This window comes from Moraxella sp. DOX410 (assembly GCF_032248735.1).
Lineage (GTDB): Bacteria > Pseudomonadota > Gammaproteobacteria > Pseudomonadales > Moraxellaceae > Faucicola > Faucicola tetraodonis.
Genome location: NZ_CP135138.1, coordinates 711,692 through 730,442, shown reverse-complemented (window position 1 = coordinate 730,442; position 18,751 = coordinate 711,692). Strand labels below are relative to the sequence as shown.

Annotated in this window: 15 protein-coding genes and 2 rRNA genes; 6 read left to right on the top strand and 11 right to left on the bottom strand. The window is 45.0% G+C overall.

Features of this window, described 5'->3' with window-relative positions:
- Positions 1–46: 46 nt before the first annotated feature.
- The 3 genes from RNZ41_RS03355 to RNZ41_RS03345 are packed head-to-tail and all read right to left on the bottom strand — an operon-like array spanning position 47 to position 2,885.
- Complete coding sequence (locus RNZ41_RS03355) at positions 47–1,285, bottom strand: 5-methylcytosine restriction system specificity protein McrC (protein ID WP_314027581.1); 1,239 nt, start codon at positions 1,283–1,285, stop codon at positions 47–49.
- On the bottom strand, positions 1,282–2,574 hold the full coding sequence (locus tag RNZ41_RS03350; protein ID WP_314027580.1) for an McrB family protein: 1,293 nt from the start codon (positions 2,572–2,574) through the stop codon (positions 1,282–1,284). Before RNZ41_RS03350 ends, RNZ41_RS03355 begins: the two co-directional genes overlap by 4 nt.
- Complete coding sequence (locus RNZ41_RS03345; RefSeq protein ID WP_314027579.1) at positions 2,571–2,885, bottom strand: rhodanese-like domain-containing protein; 315 nt, start codon at positions 2,883–2,885, stop codon at positions 2,571–2,573. The genes RNZ41_RS03350 and RNZ41_RS03345 overlap by 4 nt, the downstream gene beginning before the upstream one ends.
- A gap of 208 nt (positions 2,886–3,093) precedes the next feature.
- Here RNZ41_RS03345 and RNZ41_RS03340 point away from each other — a divergent pair, with 208 nt between their 5' ends.
- Positions 3,094–4,443: an MFS transporter gene (locus RNZ41_RS03340; protein ID WP_409950722.1), complete on the top strand. Its 1,350-nt coding sequence runs from the start codon at positions 3,094–3,096 to the stop codon at positions 4,441–4,443.
- Positions 4,444–4,532: 89 nt separating this feature from the next.
- Positions 4,533–5,099, top strand: a complete 567-nt coding sequence (locus tag RNZ41_RS03335; protein ID WP_314027578.1) for a DNA-3-methyladenine glycosylase I — start codon at positions 4,533–4,535, stop codon at positions 5,097–5,099.
- Positions 5,100–5,157: 58 nt separating this feature from the next.
- Here RNZ41_RS03335 and RNZ41_RS03330 read toward each other — a convergent pair whose 3' ends face one another.
- Complete coding sequence (locus RNZ41_RS03330; protein ID WP_265104047.1) at positions 5,158–5,736, bottom strand: BLUF domain-containing protein; 579 nt, start codon at positions 5,734–5,736, stop codon at positions 5,158–5,160.
- A gap of 100 nt (positions 5,737–5,836) precedes the next feature.
- Positions 5,837–6,814, bottom strand: a complete 978-nt coding sequence (rarD, locus tag RNZ41_RS03325) for an EamA family transporter RarD (protein ID WP_314027577.1) — start codon at positions 6,812–6,814, stop codon at positions 5,837–5,839.
- Between the two features lie 174 nt (positions 6,815–6,988).
- On the opposite strand from rarD, the gene RNZ41_RS03320 reads away from it, so the two are divergent.
- Positions 6,989–7,456 carry an Lrp/AsnC family transcriptional regulator gene (locus RNZ41_RS03320; protein WP_062331430.1) on the top strand — a complete coding sequence of 156 codons (468 nt, stop codon included), beginning with the start codon at positions 6,989–6,991 and terminating at the stop codon, positions 7,454–7,456.
- Between the two features lie 29 nt (positions 7,457–7,485).
- On the opposite strand, the gene RNZ41_RS03315 is transcribed toward RNZ41_RS03320, so the two are convergent.
- The 3 genes from RNZ41_RS03315 to RNZ41_RS03305 form a co-directional block, all read right to left on the bottom strand.
- The gene (locus RNZ41_RS03315; RefSeq protein WP_257619729.1) at positions 7,486–7,992 is read right to left on the bottom strand and encodes a threonine/serine exporter family protein; all 507 of its coding nucleotides are present in this window, start codon (positions 7,990–7,992) and stop codon (positions 7,486–7,488) included.
- A 9-nt stretch (positions 7,993–8,001) separates the two neighbouring features.
- Complete coding sequence (locus RNZ41_RS03310) at positions 8,002–8,889, bottom strand: threonine/serine exporter family protein (protein WP_227715590.1); 888 nt, start codon at positions 8,887–8,889, stop codon at positions 8,002–8,004.
- Positions 8,890–8,961: 72 nt separating this feature from the next.
- A complete protein-coding gene (locus tag RNZ41_RS03305) occupies positions 8,962–9,399 on the bottom strand; it encodes a GNAT family N-acetyltransferase (protein ID WP_314027576.1) in 438 nt (145 codons plus the stop codon).
- A gap of 272 nt (positions 9,400–9,671) precedes the next feature.
- Here RNZ41_RS03305 and RNZ41_RS03300 point away from each other — a divergent pair, with 272 nt between their 5' ends.
- The 3 genes from RNZ41_RS03300 to RNZ41_RS03290 all read left to right on the top strand — a co-directional run bounded on the left by RNZ41_RS03300 (position 9,672) and on the right by RNZ41_RS03290 (position 14,552).
- Entirely contained in the window at positions 9,672–12,053 is a 2,382-nt protein-coding gene (locus RNZ41_RS03300; protein ID WP_065253014.1) for a YgiQ family radical SAM protein, read from the top strand.
- Positions 12,054–12,562: 509 nt separating this feature from the next.
- The gene (locus tag RNZ41_RS03295; protein WP_065253015.1) at positions 12,563–12,775 is read left to right on the top strand and encodes a DUF2905 family protein; all 213 of its coding nucleotides are present in this window, start codon (positions 12,563–12,565) and stop codon (positions 12,773–12,775) included.
- 112 nt (positions 12,776–12,887) lie between these two features.
- Positions 12,888–14,552 (top strand): vWA domain-containing protein, encoded by a 1,665-nt coding sequence (locus tag RNZ41_RS03290; protein WP_060995223.1) that lies wholly within the window; start codon positions 12,888–12,890, stop codon positions 14,550–14,552.
- A 72-nt stretch (positions 14,553–14,624) separates the two neighbouring features.
- On the opposite strand, the gene upp is transcribed toward RNZ41_RS03290, so the two are convergent.
- The 3 genes from upp to RNZ41_RS03275 all read right to left on the bottom strand — a co-directional run bounded on the left by upp (position 14,625) and on the right by RNZ41_RS03275 (position 18,490).
- The gene (upp, locus tag RNZ41_RS03285; RefSeq protein WP_050325672.1) at positions 14,625–15,260 is read right to left on the bottom strand and encodes a uracil phosphoribosyltransferase; all 636 of its coding nucleotides are present in this window, start codon (positions 15,258–15,260) and stop codon (positions 14,625–14,627) included.
- A 159-nt stretch (positions 15,261–15,419) separates the two neighbouring features.
- Positions 15,420–15,533: ribosomal RNA gene (gene rrf / locus RNZ41_RS03280) — 5S ribosomal RNA — on the bottom strand.
- Positions 15,534–15,631: 98 nt separating this feature from the next.
- Positions 15,632–18,490, bottom strand: a 23S ribosomal RNA gene (locus RNZ41_RS03275).
- Positions 18,491–18,751: the final 261 nt, after the last annotated feature.

Below are 18,751 nucleotides of genomic sequence, written 5' to 3'. Positions count from 1 at the left end.
TTTGTGATTGATAAAATAAAACAAATCAGCGCTTTTTTGAATAATTTTAATGAAAAAGGTTTAAACACCCTTGCGTCACCGCAAAAGGCATCAGATAAAATCGGGTTTTTTTGGGTTGGCAAAATTCAATCTGCTGTGCCTTCAATTGTGTGCTTAGCGTTGGGACAATCAGCCAAGCTTCATCGGCATCAAACTCACTGGCGTAGGTAAGTAGTTGGTACATGTCTGCCAAGCTTATGTCGTTAAAAGTAGCCGTTTTTTTCCATTTTACATCGGCGATAATGAGTTTATCGGCAGACTTTAGCCAAATATCCGGTTTGATGGTTAACCCTTGCTGCACGGTCAATGGCTGTCTTTTTTGCTCAACTAGCTCAAAATTCTGCGCTGCAAATTGTTGTTGGATTTTCCTGCCGACCCATTTTTCAAAGGCAAATGGCATATTCACCAGCCAAGTTGGGCTCAAAAACTGCCCTTGGCTACTGGCTTGTTGTAGCGTTAGCAGCGCATAACAAAAGCTGATAAAAGTATAATTACGCTCGGCAGTCAGACTGGGCAACGCCGTCAATTCTTGCAGCGCTTGAGACAATAAGGTGTCGTATAAGTCTTTGGCAACTGTAGCCACTGCCTGCCACTGCGGCGGTAATGGGCTCGACAATGGGCTGCTAGCCATGCTGCCAATCACCCGCTCGATGGTGGTTTTTACCAAGCGATTGCCAGCGGTATCCATCACAAAATTTTCAGTCTGATGATAAAACTTATGCGGCTGGTGGCAGTTATGCTGCAATTGCTCTTTGACCAGTAATTTACCCTGCAGATAGGGCTGATTTTGCTCAAATTGCTGATATTGCTGATTGGGCACGTACTGCGCAAATCCCTGCCAAAAATACGCTTGCAGCCACTCGCTAAGCGATAGCGAATGATTGATTGGTGGAGGATTGGGGGCTGGAGGATTGATGAGTAGTTGATTGGCTAGATTGGGTAACGACTTGGGCAATAAGGCTTGCCACACTGCTGTCAGCATCTGTTGTACCCATTGACGGGTTTGGGCAACTTCATCGGCATGGGTGATTTGGCTTTGTGCAAGTTTTGGCAAAATCTCCACTTGTTCGCCACTGGGCAACCCAATCACACCGATATAGTGGCGCACTTTGAGTTGCCACTGCTGCTGTTTACGCTCAATGCGAAACACGTCAAAATTTTGCTCGATAAGCCAGTCAAAATCTTGCCCATCGTCAAAATCTGCCGCTGTCAGGTAACTATGTTCAAACGTGATGATGGCTTTCATTGGGCACTTTGATAGATGGCAAGATAGCTATTTGGGTCATCAAGCGCCGGGGTATGGATGTCAAAACTCGCTTGCTGCGCCATAAATCCAGTTGCTTTTTTGTTATCAATCAGCCTAATAAAGCGTTGCCCAAAGACTGCTTGCAAGATTTGTCCATGGTGCTGGCAGGCTTGCGCTACTTGTGGGATGATGGATTGGCTAAACGCAGCGCTTAACGCTTGCAGCGAATCAATACCCCACAAAAAACTATGCCCTAACTGGCTGTCTTTTGCCAAATTCTGCGAGATTCTTTCATTCAATACGGTCAACAATTTGGCTAAATCAATCTCAATTCCATTTGCCATGACTTTACCCAATAACTGTGGCTGTGGTCGACATTCAATAAATTCAAAACGGCGGCGAAATGCCATATCGAGCGGCGCCAATGAATGATCTTGGCTGTTCATGGTGGCGTAGATATCGACATTGCTAGGCACACTAAACGGCTGACGCGAATACGCCAAATTTACCGACAGGCTATCTGTCTGTCCTGCGCGTTTACTCGGTTCAATCAAACTCATCAATTCCCCAAACACGCGGGCGACATTGGCGCGGTTGATTTCATCAATCAACATGGCATAACGGTGACTAGGGTCATGTTTGGCTTGTTGACACAGTCTAAGAAAAGCCCCTGACTCAACGCGATAGCTCATCTGCCCATTGTCCGCGATGTGGGGGCGAATGCCTTCGACAAATTCTTCATACCCATACGCCTGATGAAAACTGACAAAACTAAAGCGTTCTAGCTTTGGCTGTAAATAGTTGGGCTGAAACTGGCTGTGAATCGCCGCTTGGTAATCATCGAGTTTGTTTTGCAAGTCTGCTAATAACGGCAAACTGTCTGCTAATAAAAACCAATTACTGCTATCGTCTTTATCAAAATACGATTGGCTTGATTTATTTTTTACCAATACATTTTTGGAATCTGCAGGACTAAATTGCTGTAGCGTTGACCATGCCGTATTAGCAATTGCCTTTTCGCGTTGGTTAATTTTTAGCTTAGTAACAAAGAATAAGTTGTTAGTAATTTCAGCAACTTTAAGTAATGACTTTCCCTTTTTTCTTTCATCTAAAAATACTAAACAAATCACCTCTCGCCAGCTTAGTGGCTTAAGCAAAGCTTGTAGCAAATCATCGGCATTGGCGACTGGCAATAGCTCGGTATAGCGTTTGGCGATTTGTTGCAGTCGGTGGGTCTTGCCTGTCCCTGCTACGCCCGTATAGATAATATTTTTTGCTGGCTCACTCATGACAGATTATCACTCACGATGGTCATACCTGCCGCTGTTGCCGCACGCGTACCACCCGTCAAATGGACGATGTCCCGATGTGGGTCAATCTCATTGAGCAAAGCGACAGCTTTAGTGGCTTTGCTGCCGCCACCGCATAGCACATAGATAGTGCCATCCGTGGTTGCTAATAACTCTGCCGTCAGCGTATCCAAGGGTTGGTTTTTGGCACACTCAATATGTCCTTGCGCAAATGCTTTACTATCCCGCACATCCCAAACGGTATCGTTTGCGGTGGCAGAAAATTCGGTAATGGCTAGTTCACGAATCATAATTACCTCTTAATTTTTAACGTGTATTTTGTGATGGCTTATTATGGATAAGCTGACCAAATTTATCAAATCAGCGATTAATAACCAAATTTTTGCTTCACCTTAACTATTTTTATCAAGTTTTTGACAAATTATGATTTATAATTCATTCCAATATTTTATGTATCTTAACTTTCACTTAAACTTTTATTATCTAAGGAGGGATGACATCATGACGACGGCTTCAACCGCGCACCCTGATCATCAGCATATCGCGCTACGCAATGACCCAAAAAAGGTCGCCGTGGCATCCATGATTGGTACGGCTATTGAGTTTTATGATTATTACATTTATGCCGCTGCGGCGGTATTGATTTTTAATACCCAGTTTTTTGATAAAACCGATGAAAAAGCGGCGATGCTTTACTCGCTTTCGACGTTGGCATTGGCATTTATCGCCCGCCCTTTCGGTTCAGCATTATTTGGTCACTTTGGTGATAAACTCGGTCGTAAAAAAACCTTGGTGGCCTCTCTGCTCACGATGGGTTTATCAACCGTAGCGATTGGTTTGCTACCAACTTATGCCCAAGTAGGCGTCATTGCCCCATTATTGTTATGTTTACTTCGTGTGGGTCAAGGGATTGGGCTTGGCGGTGAATGGGGCGGTGCTGCCTTGGTCGCCACCGAAAATGCGCCAGAAGGCAAACGTGCTTGGTATGGTACTTTCCCGCAGTTAGGCGCGCCGATTGGGTTGTTTTTAGCTAATTTAGTGTTCTTTTTACTCAGTTATTTTTTAGGAAAAGATGCCTTGGTCGAGTGGGCATGGCGCATCCCGTTTCTTATTTCAATCGTGCTTGTGGGTGTGGGTCTTTGGGTACGTTTAAGCCTGCATGAAAGCCATGTATTCCTTACCGCTGAAGCCGAAGGCAAAAAAGTTAACGCCCCTGTGTCAAAAGTCATTACCCAATATTGGCGTCCGATGGTGCAAGGCACATTCTTGATGGCAATGACTTATGTGATTTTTTATATCATGACCGCCTTCGTACAAGCCTATTCAAAAAGCCCGGCAAAATTATCTTCTTTTGGTTTCCCAACAGGGTTAGGTATTGCCCCAAATACCTTTACTGGCTTTTTATTGGTGGCTGCGATTGTGTTTGGTATTTTTACCAGTATCTCAGGGATTGGCGCGGATAAAATCGGTCGTAGAAAATGGCTGATTGGCGTGACTATATTATGCATGGTGTTTGCCTGCTTTATGCCAATGCTGCTCAGCAATGGCACACCAACCACGGTATTTATTTTCCTCATTTTGGGCATGGCATGTATGGGTATGTCATTTGGTCCAATGGCAGCGCTATTACCAGAGCTGTTCCCCACCGAAGTACGGTATTCAGGTGCGTCACTGGCTTACAATCTAGCGGCGATTGTGGGTGCATCGATTCCTGCGATTTATGCCATCAAAATCAATGAGCAATATGGCATGAAAGGTGTGGCTATATATATCGTTATTAATGGTTTGATTTCTCTCATCGCGTTACTCTCAATTAAAGAAACCAAAAATATCGATTTGATGGACTAAACACTGATACCTAAAAAACGCTGGCAAATGCTGGCGTTTTTTTTGCTTTATCTATATATAATAAAACTTTGAATGCTATGAGAAAAACAATGAAACCGAAAAAACGCTGTGAATGGTGCGGCATAGACCCACTTTATCAAGCTTACCACGACAATGAATGGGGAAAGCCCAGTTATGATGACCGTCATCTATTTGCCATGCTGTGTTTAGAAGGCATGCAAGCGGGACTCAGCTGGATTACCATACTCAAAAAACGCGAGCGTTATTACCAAGTATTTGCTGATTTTGACCCTGCAATGATCGCGCAGTTTGATGATGACATGGTCGATAGTCTCATGACCGATGCGGGCATTATTCGTCACCGCGGTAAAATTAAAGCCATTATCAACAATGCCAAATGCTATCTAAAAATCACCCAAACGCAAGCTTTTAGCGATTATCTTTGGGACTTGTCGCCCAGCGGCGTGGCAAAAATACCGCAGGATAATCACCCAAAAACCTTTGCTGATATCCCCACCAACACGCAATATTCAGATAACATGTCAAAAGTGCTTAAAAAAGACGGGTTTAAATTTGTGGGCTCGACGATTTGCTATGCGTTTATGCAAGCAGTCGGCATGGTGAATGACCATGTAGCGGCGTGTGATTTTCGGTAAGCGGGTTCAATAGTCAACAGCGGATAATATATTGCTCGATGCTACAGATTTCTCGATACTACAGACCCCAAAATAGGCTAAAACTAATCAAAATCAATACCAATAAAATGCTTTGAACCAATAAAAAATGCTGATGCACTTTGAGCAATCCGCGCAGACTGATGCCATAATGACTGACATTTTTGAGAGAATAGCTTTGAAAATCCACTAAGCTACGGCGATGATATTGTGACCGCATGACCTCAACAAACTTATCAGCCGCTGCCGCTGTTGACCCAGCTGGCAATACAGGTAAGAACGCATTGATAACATCTTCATGCGTTTCTGGGTTATTGATATTGACCATCAACATTTGCCAATCTTGAAACAGCCGTTGTTCGATTACCCCTTTAGACTTGAGCGTGACATCGCGGTTGCGCCCATCACGCTGAATGTTACCAAATAATTGCTCAATCGCTGATTTTTCGCCTTCAATGTATTGAAAAAAATAACCATTACCAAAACACAAAAAACCTGTAATCTGATGGGCAAGGTTCTCACGCTGTGCCACCGTCATGATATCAGACAGCGTTCTAGGGGTTACGCCAGCTTTCAACGTCATACGGCTCACATAAGTTAGATAATGAATTTGCCCCAAGCAGCACCTCAGTCTTTATGGTTTTACAATTTTTGTTCAGCGCAATTTTAACAATTTATTACATACTTAGCCATCCATTAAATCAAGAATATTAGCTTACCTAGTCACAAATAGCGGTTGAGTGGCTTTTTTTGGACACTCGTATTGCATTTACGATCATCAGCAATACCCCTACCCAAATTAAAGCAAAACTGGCAATCATGGTACCATTGACAGCTTCATGCAGCACAAAAATGGACAATAAAAACATCAGCGCAGGTTCAAGATAACTGAGCATACCAAAGGTGTTCATCGGCAACACCTGACTGGCTTTGAGGTTGGTCTGCATGGCAAGCGCACTAATCATACCCAGTCCAATCAATAGCAGCCCCATTGTCATTGACCCAGTGACTATCGATATACTGCTGTTTTGCCATAATAAAAAACCTAGGGCAATCGGTGCAATCACTGACAAATCAACGAACAGCCCCAACAGCGCAGGTACCCCTTGCCAGCGGCGCAGTCCATAATAAATCGGATAAGTCAAACACACCCATGCAGTGACCCACGATACACTCCCCGCGAGCCAAAATTGCAATCCCACCCCTGCTGCCGCAACGATAATCGCCGCCCACTGCAATCGATTTAAGGTTTCTTTAAACACCACACAGCCCATCAGTACCATCATCAAGGGAAGCAAAAAATACCCCATTGCGGTATTGACCGCCTGTCCATTGATAGGCGCCCACATAAACAGCCATAGCTGACTTGCCAAAATCGGTGTCGGCAACAGCAATAAAACCCATTGTTGTTTGTTTAATCCCATCAAAAATGCTTTGAGTTGCCCAAAACTTTGCGTCACGGCCAACAGCCCCACCAACCCAAACCACATCGCCACCATGCGCCACAAAAAAACTTGCGTGCCTGACAACGGCGCAAGCCAGTGACTATACAGATATAGCACGCCAAACAACACATTAGAAATCAATGCCAACACCACCCCAAAACGTAACTTTTTGGCAGCGGTAGCAGGCTGAGAAGGTGTTGCCTTGGGCTGGACAACGATAGAGGATGGTGATAAAGCGCTGGAGACTGACATAATTGACCTTGTTATATTTTTGCTTTTGCGGTTAAATTGCCAAGCAGTATAACAATTATCTTTGGTAAATTATTTCAAAATCCCCCAATTTGTGATAATTTAATATTAATATAAGATAAATTTGCTATATTTTTCTCAATTTGTCTTATTTTATATTTTTAGAAGGACATGGCTATGATTCATGAAATCGATGATATCGATAAACGTATTTTAAACTTGTTGCAAGAAGATGCGACCCTACCGCTTAAGAACATCGCCGAAAAAGTGCATGCATCGGTAGCGACCTGTCAGCGCCGTATCCAAATGATGACAGAGACGGGGGTGATTACTCGCCAAGTAGTGATTGTCAACCCCACCGAATTGGGCTTTGATTTAAGCGCGTTTGTGCTGATTGAAATGGAAAAACAAAATACCGCGCTGCAGCATGGCTTTGAGCGCTTGATGAACCGATTGCCCAACGTGATGAGTTGTTATGAAATCTCAGGGGATTATGACTTTTTACTATTGGTACATGCCAAAAATATGGCGGAATATCACCGTTTTACCCGTGATAATTTAACTTATGAAAACAATGTCCGACGCTTTAAAAGTCAATTTGTGATGAACTTCTCCAAGGTAGGCACTAAAATCCAGTTAGATTAGTTAGATTAATGCGCCATCAGACAATGGGCTCAAACAATGGGCTTAGTGCGATACCAAAATGACGTCGGCAACGAAATGCCAAACACCAACGCAGCGGTCACAAATATCGCATTGAAGCTAAAATCCATCATTTGGGTAAATACTTGTGGATTGTAGCCATAGTAGCCTAGCTGTACAAAGCTAATCATGGCTTTGTACGCGGTAATCCCCGGCATCATACACAGCATGGCAGGCACCAAAATCATCTTTGGGGTGAGTAAATATTTTTTTGCCAAATAAATTGCCACAAATGATGAAATACCCGCTGCCACAAATGTCGCTAGTATCAAATTGACTGACAGTTGTTTTAAGAGTTCTCTAAGTCCGTAACCCAGCACCGTCAACAATAAGCATTGCCAAATATAGCGGCGCGGTACATTGACAAGCAGTGTCCAGCCAAGCGTCATCAAGCAAGCAAAAGTTGCTGCGCGTATCAAGGCAATCGCATCAATCGCCATTTTTCGCCCTACCCAATATTGGCAATAAAATTTTATCAAACGCTTTCATCAACCCACCCCCCAGTGACTGATATTTAATAGTAGCAATGACAACACGATGCCGATACAGCTCGATAACGTCAAGATAATTACAAACATAAAGCGCCCGATACCGATGTTCATATAACCTTTGAGCATATCCGACAACGAATTTATCAAAGGAAAACTGGGAACCAACCAAAGCACACTTGACGCCATGGCAATATGCGGGTCGTTACCAATCCCCAATAACAGCGCGGTACTGGCGAAGATGGAGCCAAAACACGCCGCTATGAGCGCGGATATAAAGGGGTTAAAGTTGCGGTTACTCAGCCATAGCCGCAGCGAATACCCCATCATACTAGCAATAAAAGTCACCAAACACACCAGTATATCGCCCCCTGCCAAATACGCAAAGCAGGCACACGCCACACCGACCATCGGCGCGACCATCTTGGCAGGATAAGTGCCGCGATCAATCTCATCAAATCGATAAGTCGCATGCTCTAGGGTACTCGTCACCGGCATACTTTCCAAATCCAGTACAATTCGCTGAATTTGCACAATGATATTGACATTGATGGCATGGGTGGTTGAGGCGCGCAGGGTGGTAATACAGCGGTTATTATAAATTGTGGTGATGGTCAAGCCATTATAGGCAATCCCACACTCCACGCTAGCCAACCCCAACGCTAACCCCAATCGGCGGCACAAATCTGTTACCGTTGCCGATTCTGCCCCATATTGCATGAGTAGCAGCCCACAGCGCACACACAGACGGGTGATTTGCTGCTGGTGTTCATACGCCATATACGGCAACCGCCGTCTAGGCTTAGGCTCTGTCGGGGGCGAAAGCTTGGCAGGCTCAGGTGTTAGCGGATCAAGCGCTTCTAGGGCATCAGCAAAGGTATCACTCATAACGCGCTACAAAAAAGTCAAGAAAGCTATAGTTTACCACCAAAGTTTTGGGGCAGTTATAAAAAATCTTATTTATAAAGTATGCCGATACTGCACAAAATCCGTCTTTTTAGCCATATGGTCGTACAGACGGCGAGCGGAAACGTTGCCTTCTTGAGTGACCCAATAGACCCGATTACAGTTTTTATCTTTAGCAAATTGATAGACATATTTGATCAGCATTCTTCCCACACCTTTACCACGCCCATTTTCTTTGACGAACAAATCCTCAAGATAGCAACAGTCTGTGGTATTCCAAGTATTAGGATGCAATACAACATGTGCAAAGCCGATAAGCTTATCATCCACAAATGCCCCGAAACCAAAAATGGGTGATGTTTCGTCAATGATTTTTTGCCAAGTATTTTCCGTAGTCGCTCGGGGTAGATCTGTTTGATAAAATTCTAAATAGCCCTGCCACAAGGCTTGCCAGTTAGTTTTATCCTGTGCAGTTAGTGGTAAGATTTGCATTATCAATTATCCTTATATTTAGCTGTTGCCAACAAAAAAAATACTACCAATAAAATTATAGCCTAAAGTCATCGTGATTAAATAGTTTATGGCAAGTAAAAAATTTTCAACGCTTATTATAATGTAATTACTTGCAAAAAAATTTGTCTAATAGCCAATAAAATTCCGACTAATTTAATCAGGTTTTTTTGTTATTTCGCCCTATAAACCCCCATCGCAAAATTGATTCATGATAAAATGAGCCATATTCATTTTATTTAATATCCAAGCCTATGTCCGCCGAAACTATTGCTAACAAAGCCTTTAAACAAGGCACCAAAGCCCTATTTGACTATGATAAACACTGGGCAAGCTGCTTTGAGCCTGCGCCATTTTTGCCGATGAGCCGAGCCGAAATGGATGCCCTTGGTTGGGATGCCTGTGATGTCATTATCGTCTCAGGCGATGCCTACGTCGATCACCCAAGCTTTGGTATGGCAATCATCGGCAGGCTGTTAGAGTCGCAAGGCTTTCGCGTCGGTATCATCGCCCAGCCAGACTGGACGAGCAAAGACGCTTTTATGACACTCGGCAAACCGACCATCGCGTGGGGCGTCACCGCAGGCAATATGGACAGCATGATTAACCGCTACACCGCCGATAGACGCATTCGCAGTGATGATGCCTACTCGCCAGACAATGCCCCCGACAAACGCCCCGACCGTGCGGCTGTAGTATATAGCCAGCGCTGCCGTGAAGCCTATCCCGATGTGCCCATTATTTTGGGCGGGATTGAAGGCTCGCTGCGCCGTATCGCCCATTATGATTATTGGTCAGATAAAGTGCGCCGTAGCATTTTGATGGATAGCCGCGCTGATATTTTGCTATATGGCAATGCCGAGCGGGCGATTGTCGATGTTGTACATGCACTTGCCAAAGGTTATCGTTTTGAAGACCTTGCCAAAGTGCGTGGCACCGCGTATCTGTCAACACAAACCAAAAAACACTGGCAACGCGATATGATAGAAATCGCCAGTAACGACGTCGACACCGTTGGGCGTGTTGACCCGATTATCAATCCGTATGTGATGATGGAAGATGTGGGCGACTGTCATATCGAACAAGAAAAAACCCTTGAGAGTCAATACAAAGGGTTTGTGGCGGATAAAGTCGAGCACAAAGTCCTCAATGCTGATAAGGTCGCTGAAAGCCAAGACATCCAAGTGGTTAACCTCAAAGACCCCAATAAAAACGCCTTAAAACACAAACGCCCGTTGCCGCCCCGTGACAAAACCGTGATTCGCTTGCCCGACTTTGAGCAAGTCAAATCCGACCCGGTACTTTACGCCCATGCCAACCGTATTTTGCACCTAGAAACCAATCCGCATAACGCCCGCGCCTTGGTGCAGCGACATGGCGACATTGATGTATGGCTCAATCCGCCGCCCATTCCACTTACCATGGAAGAGATGGATTATATCTTTGATTTGCCGTATGCGCGTTTGCCCCATCCTAGCTACGGCAATGCAAGAATTCCTGCCTACGACATGATTAAATTATCAGTCAATATCATGCGCGGCTGTTTTGGCGGCTGTACCTTCTGCTCGATTACCGAACATGAGGGACGCATTATCCAAAACCGCTCAGAAGAATCTATCTTGGGCGAAATCAAAAAAATCCGCGACACCGAGCCGTCATTTACCGGGGTAATTTCTGACCTTGGCGGACCGACTGCCAATATGTACCGTCTGCATTGCAAAGACGATGCCATTGAGAAAAACTGCCGAAAACCGTCCTGCGTGTATCCCGATATCTGCGACAACTTACTCACCGACCACAGTCATCTCACCCAACTGTACCGTAAAGCTCGTGACATCAAAGGGGTGAAAAAAATCCTGATTGCGTCAGGCTTGCGCTATGATTTGGCGGTCAAAGACCCCGAATATGTCAAAGAATTGGTCACCCACCATGTCGGCGGTTATCTCAAAATCGCCCCCGAACATTCCGAAACCAATGTACTCTCTAAAATGATGAAACCGGGTATGGGGACGTACGATACTTTCAAGCAGATGTTTGACAAATACAGCCGTGAAGCAGGTAAAGAGCAATATTTGATTCCGTATTTTATTGCTGCGCACCCTGGCACCACCGACACGGACATGATGAACTTGGCGATTTGGCTCAAGCGCAATGGCTTTCGTGCCGACCAAGTGCAAGCCTTTTACCCAAGCCCAATGGCAACTGCTACTACCATGTACCATACTGCCAAAGACCCGCTACATAAAGTCACCCGTGACAGCGAAGGGGTGGAAATCGTCAAATCGGGTAAACAGCGTAAACTTCACAAAGCGTATCTACGTTACCACGACCCCAAAAATTGGGCACTGCTGCGTCAATCGCTCAAAGAATTGGGGCGTGAGGATTTGATTGGGCATGGCAGTCAGTGTTTGATACCGCCTTATAATCCAAAACTGGAAGGTGAAGACGTTTACCAGTCGGCGAGAAAGAAAAACAGCTCAGCAGCTGGTGATTCGGTCAAACGTACGAATAAAGATAGTACTGCGAAAAAATCGGGTAAAAAACCAACACCGACCAGTTTTGGGAAAAAACCGAATCCGAAAAAGGGTAATTTCCAAACCCAACATACAGGCTTACCGCCGCGGAAAACAAAATAGTTTATGTCATTCATGGCTTGTAGCGCATTTCTACAAGCCGTCTTATTTATTTTTAAATTGTTTCAATTTTAATGAACGTCTAAAGGTTGATAGCAATTTTATGTTTTTTGCATGATTAAAAAGAGAGTGTTTAGCACCTTTAACTTGGTTTGGACTTTGATGATTTCTAAAAACACCCAATTTAATTTTGGTGTTTTCTTCGAATACCGTAATCGTTAAATGCAAAATAATTAGCTAGAAATAACCTATAGGCTGAATGGATTAAATCATTCTCATGCCTGATGGCTGCGTTATATTCACCTTCTGTCTAAAACTCCAATGTATTGCTCCGAATAAATACTCGAAGCCTCAAACGTTATGTGATAGCCTTTCTTTTTGATAAAATATTCTCAATAAAATTTAAATTTTTATTTTTACATCAAGCTTACATCTTAACAACTAAACACAGCACTAAAAACGTTAAAAAATCACTAAAATACAAACCATTATAAAAATAAAAGGCTTTCAATATGGCAAAAATTCTCATTGGTTTAGGTATTTTATTTTTGGTGATTGGCTTGGTGCATTTGTTTTTCCCAAACGCCTTTAGCTGGTTTGGTCGTATGCCAGGGGATGTCAATTACCGCTCTGAAGGCGGCGGCTTTAGTTTTCATTTTCCCATCGTCATCATGATTATCGTGAGTATCATTCTCACTATTATTCTTAACCTATTTAACCGCTGACCCCGCGCTAACCACAGTTCTGTCTAGCGGGTTTTATCGCAAAAAACTGCTTTTTCATCAAAAAATGTCGTAAACTGTGATTACGCCAGTCACGATTGAAAAGGAGTTAGTCATGCAGCGCGACATTTTTAAGCCAACACTACTGAGCCTCGTCATCGCCCAAAGCTTATTGACGGCGTGTAGCCCCTCACCGTCAAACAGCCGTGATACGAGCCCTGCCACACCTGTTATTGCCCAACCAACCGTTATTGCTCAACCAACGCCCGTAGTTGCTGCGCCTACCATGATGATGGAAGCGGCATCAATGAGCAAGATCGCCCGCTACTCACCCATCATGCCGATGCCGACACCACAGGATAATAGCGAAAAATATCAGCACCTTGCAGTCAACCCCATTCACCAAACCGCCACTGATGCCGTTGCCACCTTTAGTATCGATACCGACACGGGCAGCTACGCCAATGTGCGCCGTTTTCTCAACAACGGGCAATTACCGCCCACTGACGCGGTGCGTATTGAAGAGCTTATCAACTATTTTAACTATGATTTTTCACAAGCCAAGCGCCTTGCCAACGCCCCTTTTTTAGTAAGCACGGAAACAGTTGCCGCACCTTGGCGTGCTACCAATCGTATCATCAAAGTGGCTATTAAAGCGGATGACCCTACCATCACCAAACAAAGCGCGTTACCGCCTGCCAACTTGGTATTTTTGGTAGATGTGTCAGGCTCGATGTCAGACAACGATAAATTACCACTGGTCAAATCTTCGCTAAAAATGCTTACCAAACAATTGAGGTCGCAAGATACTATCAGTATCGTGACCTATGCAGGTCATACCCAAGTGACGCTTCCTGCCACTAAAGGCAGTGACACCGACAAAATATTAGCCGCAATTGATAGCCTAGATGCCAGTGGCTCGACCAATGGCGAAGCAGCGATAAAGTTGGCTTATCAACAAGCAAAAATCCACTATAAAAAAGACGGCATCAACCGCATTTTGATGATGACCGATGGGGATTTTAATGTCGGTGTATCGGACGTCGATGAAATGCTAGATATTATCCGCCGTGAGCGTGATAGCGGTGTATCACTTTCCACGTTTGGCTTTGGTGAAGGCAATTTAAACGACCACATGATGGAACAAGTCGCGGATAACGGCAACGGTAACTATAGCTACATTGATAGCCTATCTGAGGCCAAAAAAGCCTTGGTAGACGAAATGTCAGCAACCTTTAATACCGTAGCAAAAGACGTCAAAGTCCAAGTGGAATTCAATCCCCAGACGGTTAAAGAATGGCGCTTAATTGGTTATGAAAATCGTGTCCTTGAAAAAGAAGATTTTAACAACGATAAAGTAGACGCAGGTGAGCTAGGTGCAGGCAAATCTGTGGTTGCGCTGTTTGAAATTACCCCTGTCGGGCAGCAAGGTTGGCTAGACGATAGCCGCTACCAAGCTTACCCTATCAATCACACCGGCAAAAATACTGAGCTGGGGTTTTTAAAACTGCGCTATAAAGCCCCAAATAGCAACACATCAACGCTTTTGACCCTGCCAATTAGCAATCAGACCCAACAGCCGAGCAGCGAGCTGGCATTTGCGCTAAGTGTGGCAAGTTTTGGTGAAACCCTCAAGCAAAGCAAATACCTCGGTAATTGGCAACTAAATGACAGCAAGCGACTCGCCCAAGCCAATATCGGCGACGACCCACAAGGTATTCGCCGCGAATTTATCAAGCTTATCGACTTAGCCGATAGCTTACAACCCACCAAAAAATAGCCACTATACAACTGTCAATAAAAAAGCTAGATAAATCATCTAGCTTTTTTACTGCTTTTACTATTTTGCCCATCAGTGCTGTTTTGTGCCAAAAATTTTATCCCCTGCATCCCCAAGCCCTGGGATAATATACCCTTGTTCATTAAGATGACTATCGAGTGCTGCGGTAAAAATCTTCACATCGGGATGGGCATCATTTACCGCTTTCACTCCTTCAGGCGTTGCCACTAATACCAAGGCTTTAATATTTTTACAACCGTGTTTTTTCATCATATCAATCGTTGCTACCATACTACCGCCCGTCGCAAGCATAGGATCTAAAATCAACGCAGGACGCTCATCAATATCTTTGACCAACTTTTCAAAAAAAGGTACAGGCTCAAGGGTATCCTCATCACGTTGCAGTCCAACCATCGAGATTTTTGCAGTAGGAATAAGGTCTAACACCCCATCAAGCATTCCCAACCCTGCACGCAAGATAGGTACGACAGTGACGGTTTTACCTTTGATTTGAATGCCCTCAATTTGGTTGCCTTCCCAGCCCTGAATACTGATTGTTTCTATGGGAAAATCACGACTTGCTTCATACGCCATCAAACGGGCAAGTTCTTTAGTCAAGGTACGAAATTTATAAGTGCTACTATCTGCCTCGCGCATCAAGGATAATTTATGCTTAACTAAGGGATGGTCAATAATGGTAATTTGCATGGTAACACTCGCTTTTAAATTTCACACCAAAAATTTTCGCCTATTTTACCCAAAGTCTGCGATAAAAACATTAATTTTCTTTTCTGAGTCCTTCAGGGGAACCCACGAAGCAAAAAAACACCCCCTTTAAACGAATAAAGAGGGTGGTTTGGAATAGGGAGCTGACGATGACCTACTCTCACATGGGCGAACCACACTACCATTGGCGCATTGGAGTTTCACTTCTGAGTTCGGGAAGGGATCAGGTGGGACCTCCAAGCTATTATCGTCAGCAAAGGGGGATAGAGGAATGAGTTATTTTATAAGTAAAGTATGAGCTATATCAAGCGAGGTGATAATCGTTATTACCTACAAAGCCATTTAGGCGTTGTATAGTCAAGCCAAACGAGCAATTAGTATTGGTTAGCTACACATATCACTATGCTTCCACACCCAACCTATCAACGTCGTAGTCTACAACGGCTCTTTAGGGAAATCTAATCTTAAGGTGGGCTTCCCGCTTAGATGCTTTCAGCGGTTATCCCATCCGAACATAGCTACTCGGCAATGCGACTGGCGTCACAACCGAAACACCAGAGGTTCGTCCACTCTGGTCCTCTCGTACTAGGAGCAGATCCTCTCAAATTTCCAACGCCCACGGTAGATAGGGACCGAACTGTCTCACGACGTTCTAAACCCAGCTCGCGTACCTCTTTAAATGGCGAACAGCCATACCCTTGGGACCTGCTTCAGCCCCAGGATGAGATGAGCCGACATCGAGGTGCCAAACACCGCCGTCGATATGAACTCTTGGGCGGTATCAGCCTGTTATCCCCAGAGTACCTTTTATCCGTTGAGCGATGGCCCTTCCATACAGAACCACCGGATCACTAAGACCTACTTTCGTATCTGCTCGACTTGTGGGTCTCGCAGTTAAGCGCGCTTTTGCCTTTATACTCTTCGAACGATTTCCGACCGTTCTGAGCGCACCTTCGTACTCCTCCGTTACTCTTTAGGAGGAGACCGCCCCAGTCAAACTACCCACCATACATTGTCCTCAGCTCTGTTAAGCTTGAGTTAGAACCCCAACATTACCAGGGTGGTATTTCAAGGATGGCTCCACAGACACTGGCGTGCCTGCTTCAAAGCCTCCCACCTATCCTACACAGGTAAGGTCAAAGTTCAATGTAAAGCTGTAGTAAAGGTTCACGGGGTCTTTCCGTCTAGCCGCGGGTACACAGCATCTTCACTGCGATTTCGATTTCACTGAGTCTCTGCTGGAGACAGCGCCGCCATCATTATGCCATTCGTGCAGGTCGGAACTTACCCGACAAGGAATTTCGCTACCTTAGGACCGTTATAGTTACGGCCGCCGTTTACTGGGGCTTCGATCAAGAGCTTCGCTTACGCTAACCCCATCAATTAACCTTCCAGCACCGGGCAGGCATCACACCCTATACGTCCACTTTCGTGTTTGCAGAGTGCTGTGTTTTTAATAAACAGTTGCAGCGGCCTGGTATCTGCGACTGCCAATAGCTTTGTAGAGCATGTCTACTCACCATCGGCAGCGTACCTTCTCCCGAAGTTACGGTACCATTTTGCCTAGTTCCTTCAGCAGAGTTCTCTCAAGCGCCTTGGTATTCTCTACCTGACCACCTGTGTCGGTTTCGGGTACGATTTCTTTATGACTATCGCTTAGAAGCTTTTCCTGGAAGCAGGGTATTTGCCACTTCGCTGTACAAGTACAGCTTGCTATCAGATCTCATTAATAGTCTAGCGGATTTGCCTACTAAACCTAACTACATCCTTCCACTTGGACAACCATCGCCAAGCTGGCATAACCTTCTCCGTCCCTCCATCGCATCATAAACAAGTATCGGAATATTAACCGATTTCCCATCGACTACGCCTTTCGGCCTCGCCTTAGGGGTCGACTCACCCAGCCCCGATTAACGTTGGACTGGAACCCTTGGTCTTCCGGCGAACGGGCTTTTCACCCGTTTTGTCGTTACTCACGTCAGCATTCGCTCTTGTGATACCTCCAGCATGCTTTACAACACACCTTCACAGGCTTACACAATGCTCCCCTACCACTTAATTGAAACAATTAAATCCGCAGCTTCGGCTCCTAGTTTGAGCCCCGTTACATCTTCCGCGCAGGCCGACTCGACTAGTGAGCTATTACGCTTTCTTTAAAGGGTGGCTGCTTCTAAGCCAACCTCCTAGCTGTCTGTGCCTTCCCACATCGTTTCCCACTTAACTAGGAATTTGGGGCCTTAGCTGGCGGTCTGGGTTGTTTCCCTCTTGACGACGGACGTTAGCACCCGCCGTCTGTCTCCCGGATATCACTCATCGGTATTCGGAGTTTGCATCGGTTTGGTAAGTCGGGATGACCCCCTAGCCGAAACAGTGCTCTACCCCCAATGGTGTTCGTCCGAGGCGCTACCTAAATAGCTTTCGGGGAGAACCAGCTATCACCGAGTTTGATTAGCCTTTCACCCCTATCCACAAGTCATCCCCTGGCTTTTCAACGACAGTGGGTTCGGTCCTCCGGTAACTGTTACGTCACTTTCAACCTGCTCATGGATAGATCACTCGGTTTCGGGTCTATACCCTGCAACTAGACGCCCTATTAAGACTCGGTTTCCCTACGGCTCCCCTATTCGGTTAACCTTGCTACAGAATATAAGTCGCTGACCCATTATACAAAAGGTACGCCGTCACGGAACATGTCCGCTCCGACTGCTTGTATGCACACGGTTTCAGGTTCTATTTCACTCCCCTCACAGGGGTTCTTTTCGCCTTTCCCTCACGGTACTGGTTCACTATCGGTCAGTCAGGAGTATTTAGCCTTGGAGGATGGTCCCCCCATCTTCAGACAGAATTTCTCGTGTTCCGCCCTACTTAATATGCTTCTTATAACCTTTCGAGTACGGGATTATCACCCTCTACGATTGACCTTTCCAAGTCATTCCTCTAAATTATAATCAGTCGGCTCCTCCCCGTTCGCTCGCCGCTACTAGGGGAATCTCTATTGATGTCTTTTCCTCGGGTTACTGAGATGTTTCACTTCTCCCGGTTTGCCTCGTAAATAAATTTACGATACCTGTCTTATGACAAGTGGGTTTCCCCATTCAGATATCGCCGGATCACAGGATATTGCCGCCTCCCCGACGCTTTTCGCAGGCTGTCACGTCTTTCATCGCCTCTGACTGCCAAGGCATCCACCATGTGCACTTCATTACTTGACTATACAACCCTAAAGGGTCGTATAGGTAATGGTAACGATCTTCACCTATGTTTACGCTTGATTCAGTTCTCTTTACTTTTAAGTAATCAGTTATTCCAATCATTTCTTTGGGTCTGATTGGCTGATTACTAAGGTTAATTATCTTCGTTGGAACTTGATAATTAACCCAGACTCATTTCTCTATGTTGTTATTGAATTATCAGACCCTCGTCAGGTCGTGATTTCTGATAAAACAGATTGAAGTAATCTCTTAATACTTACT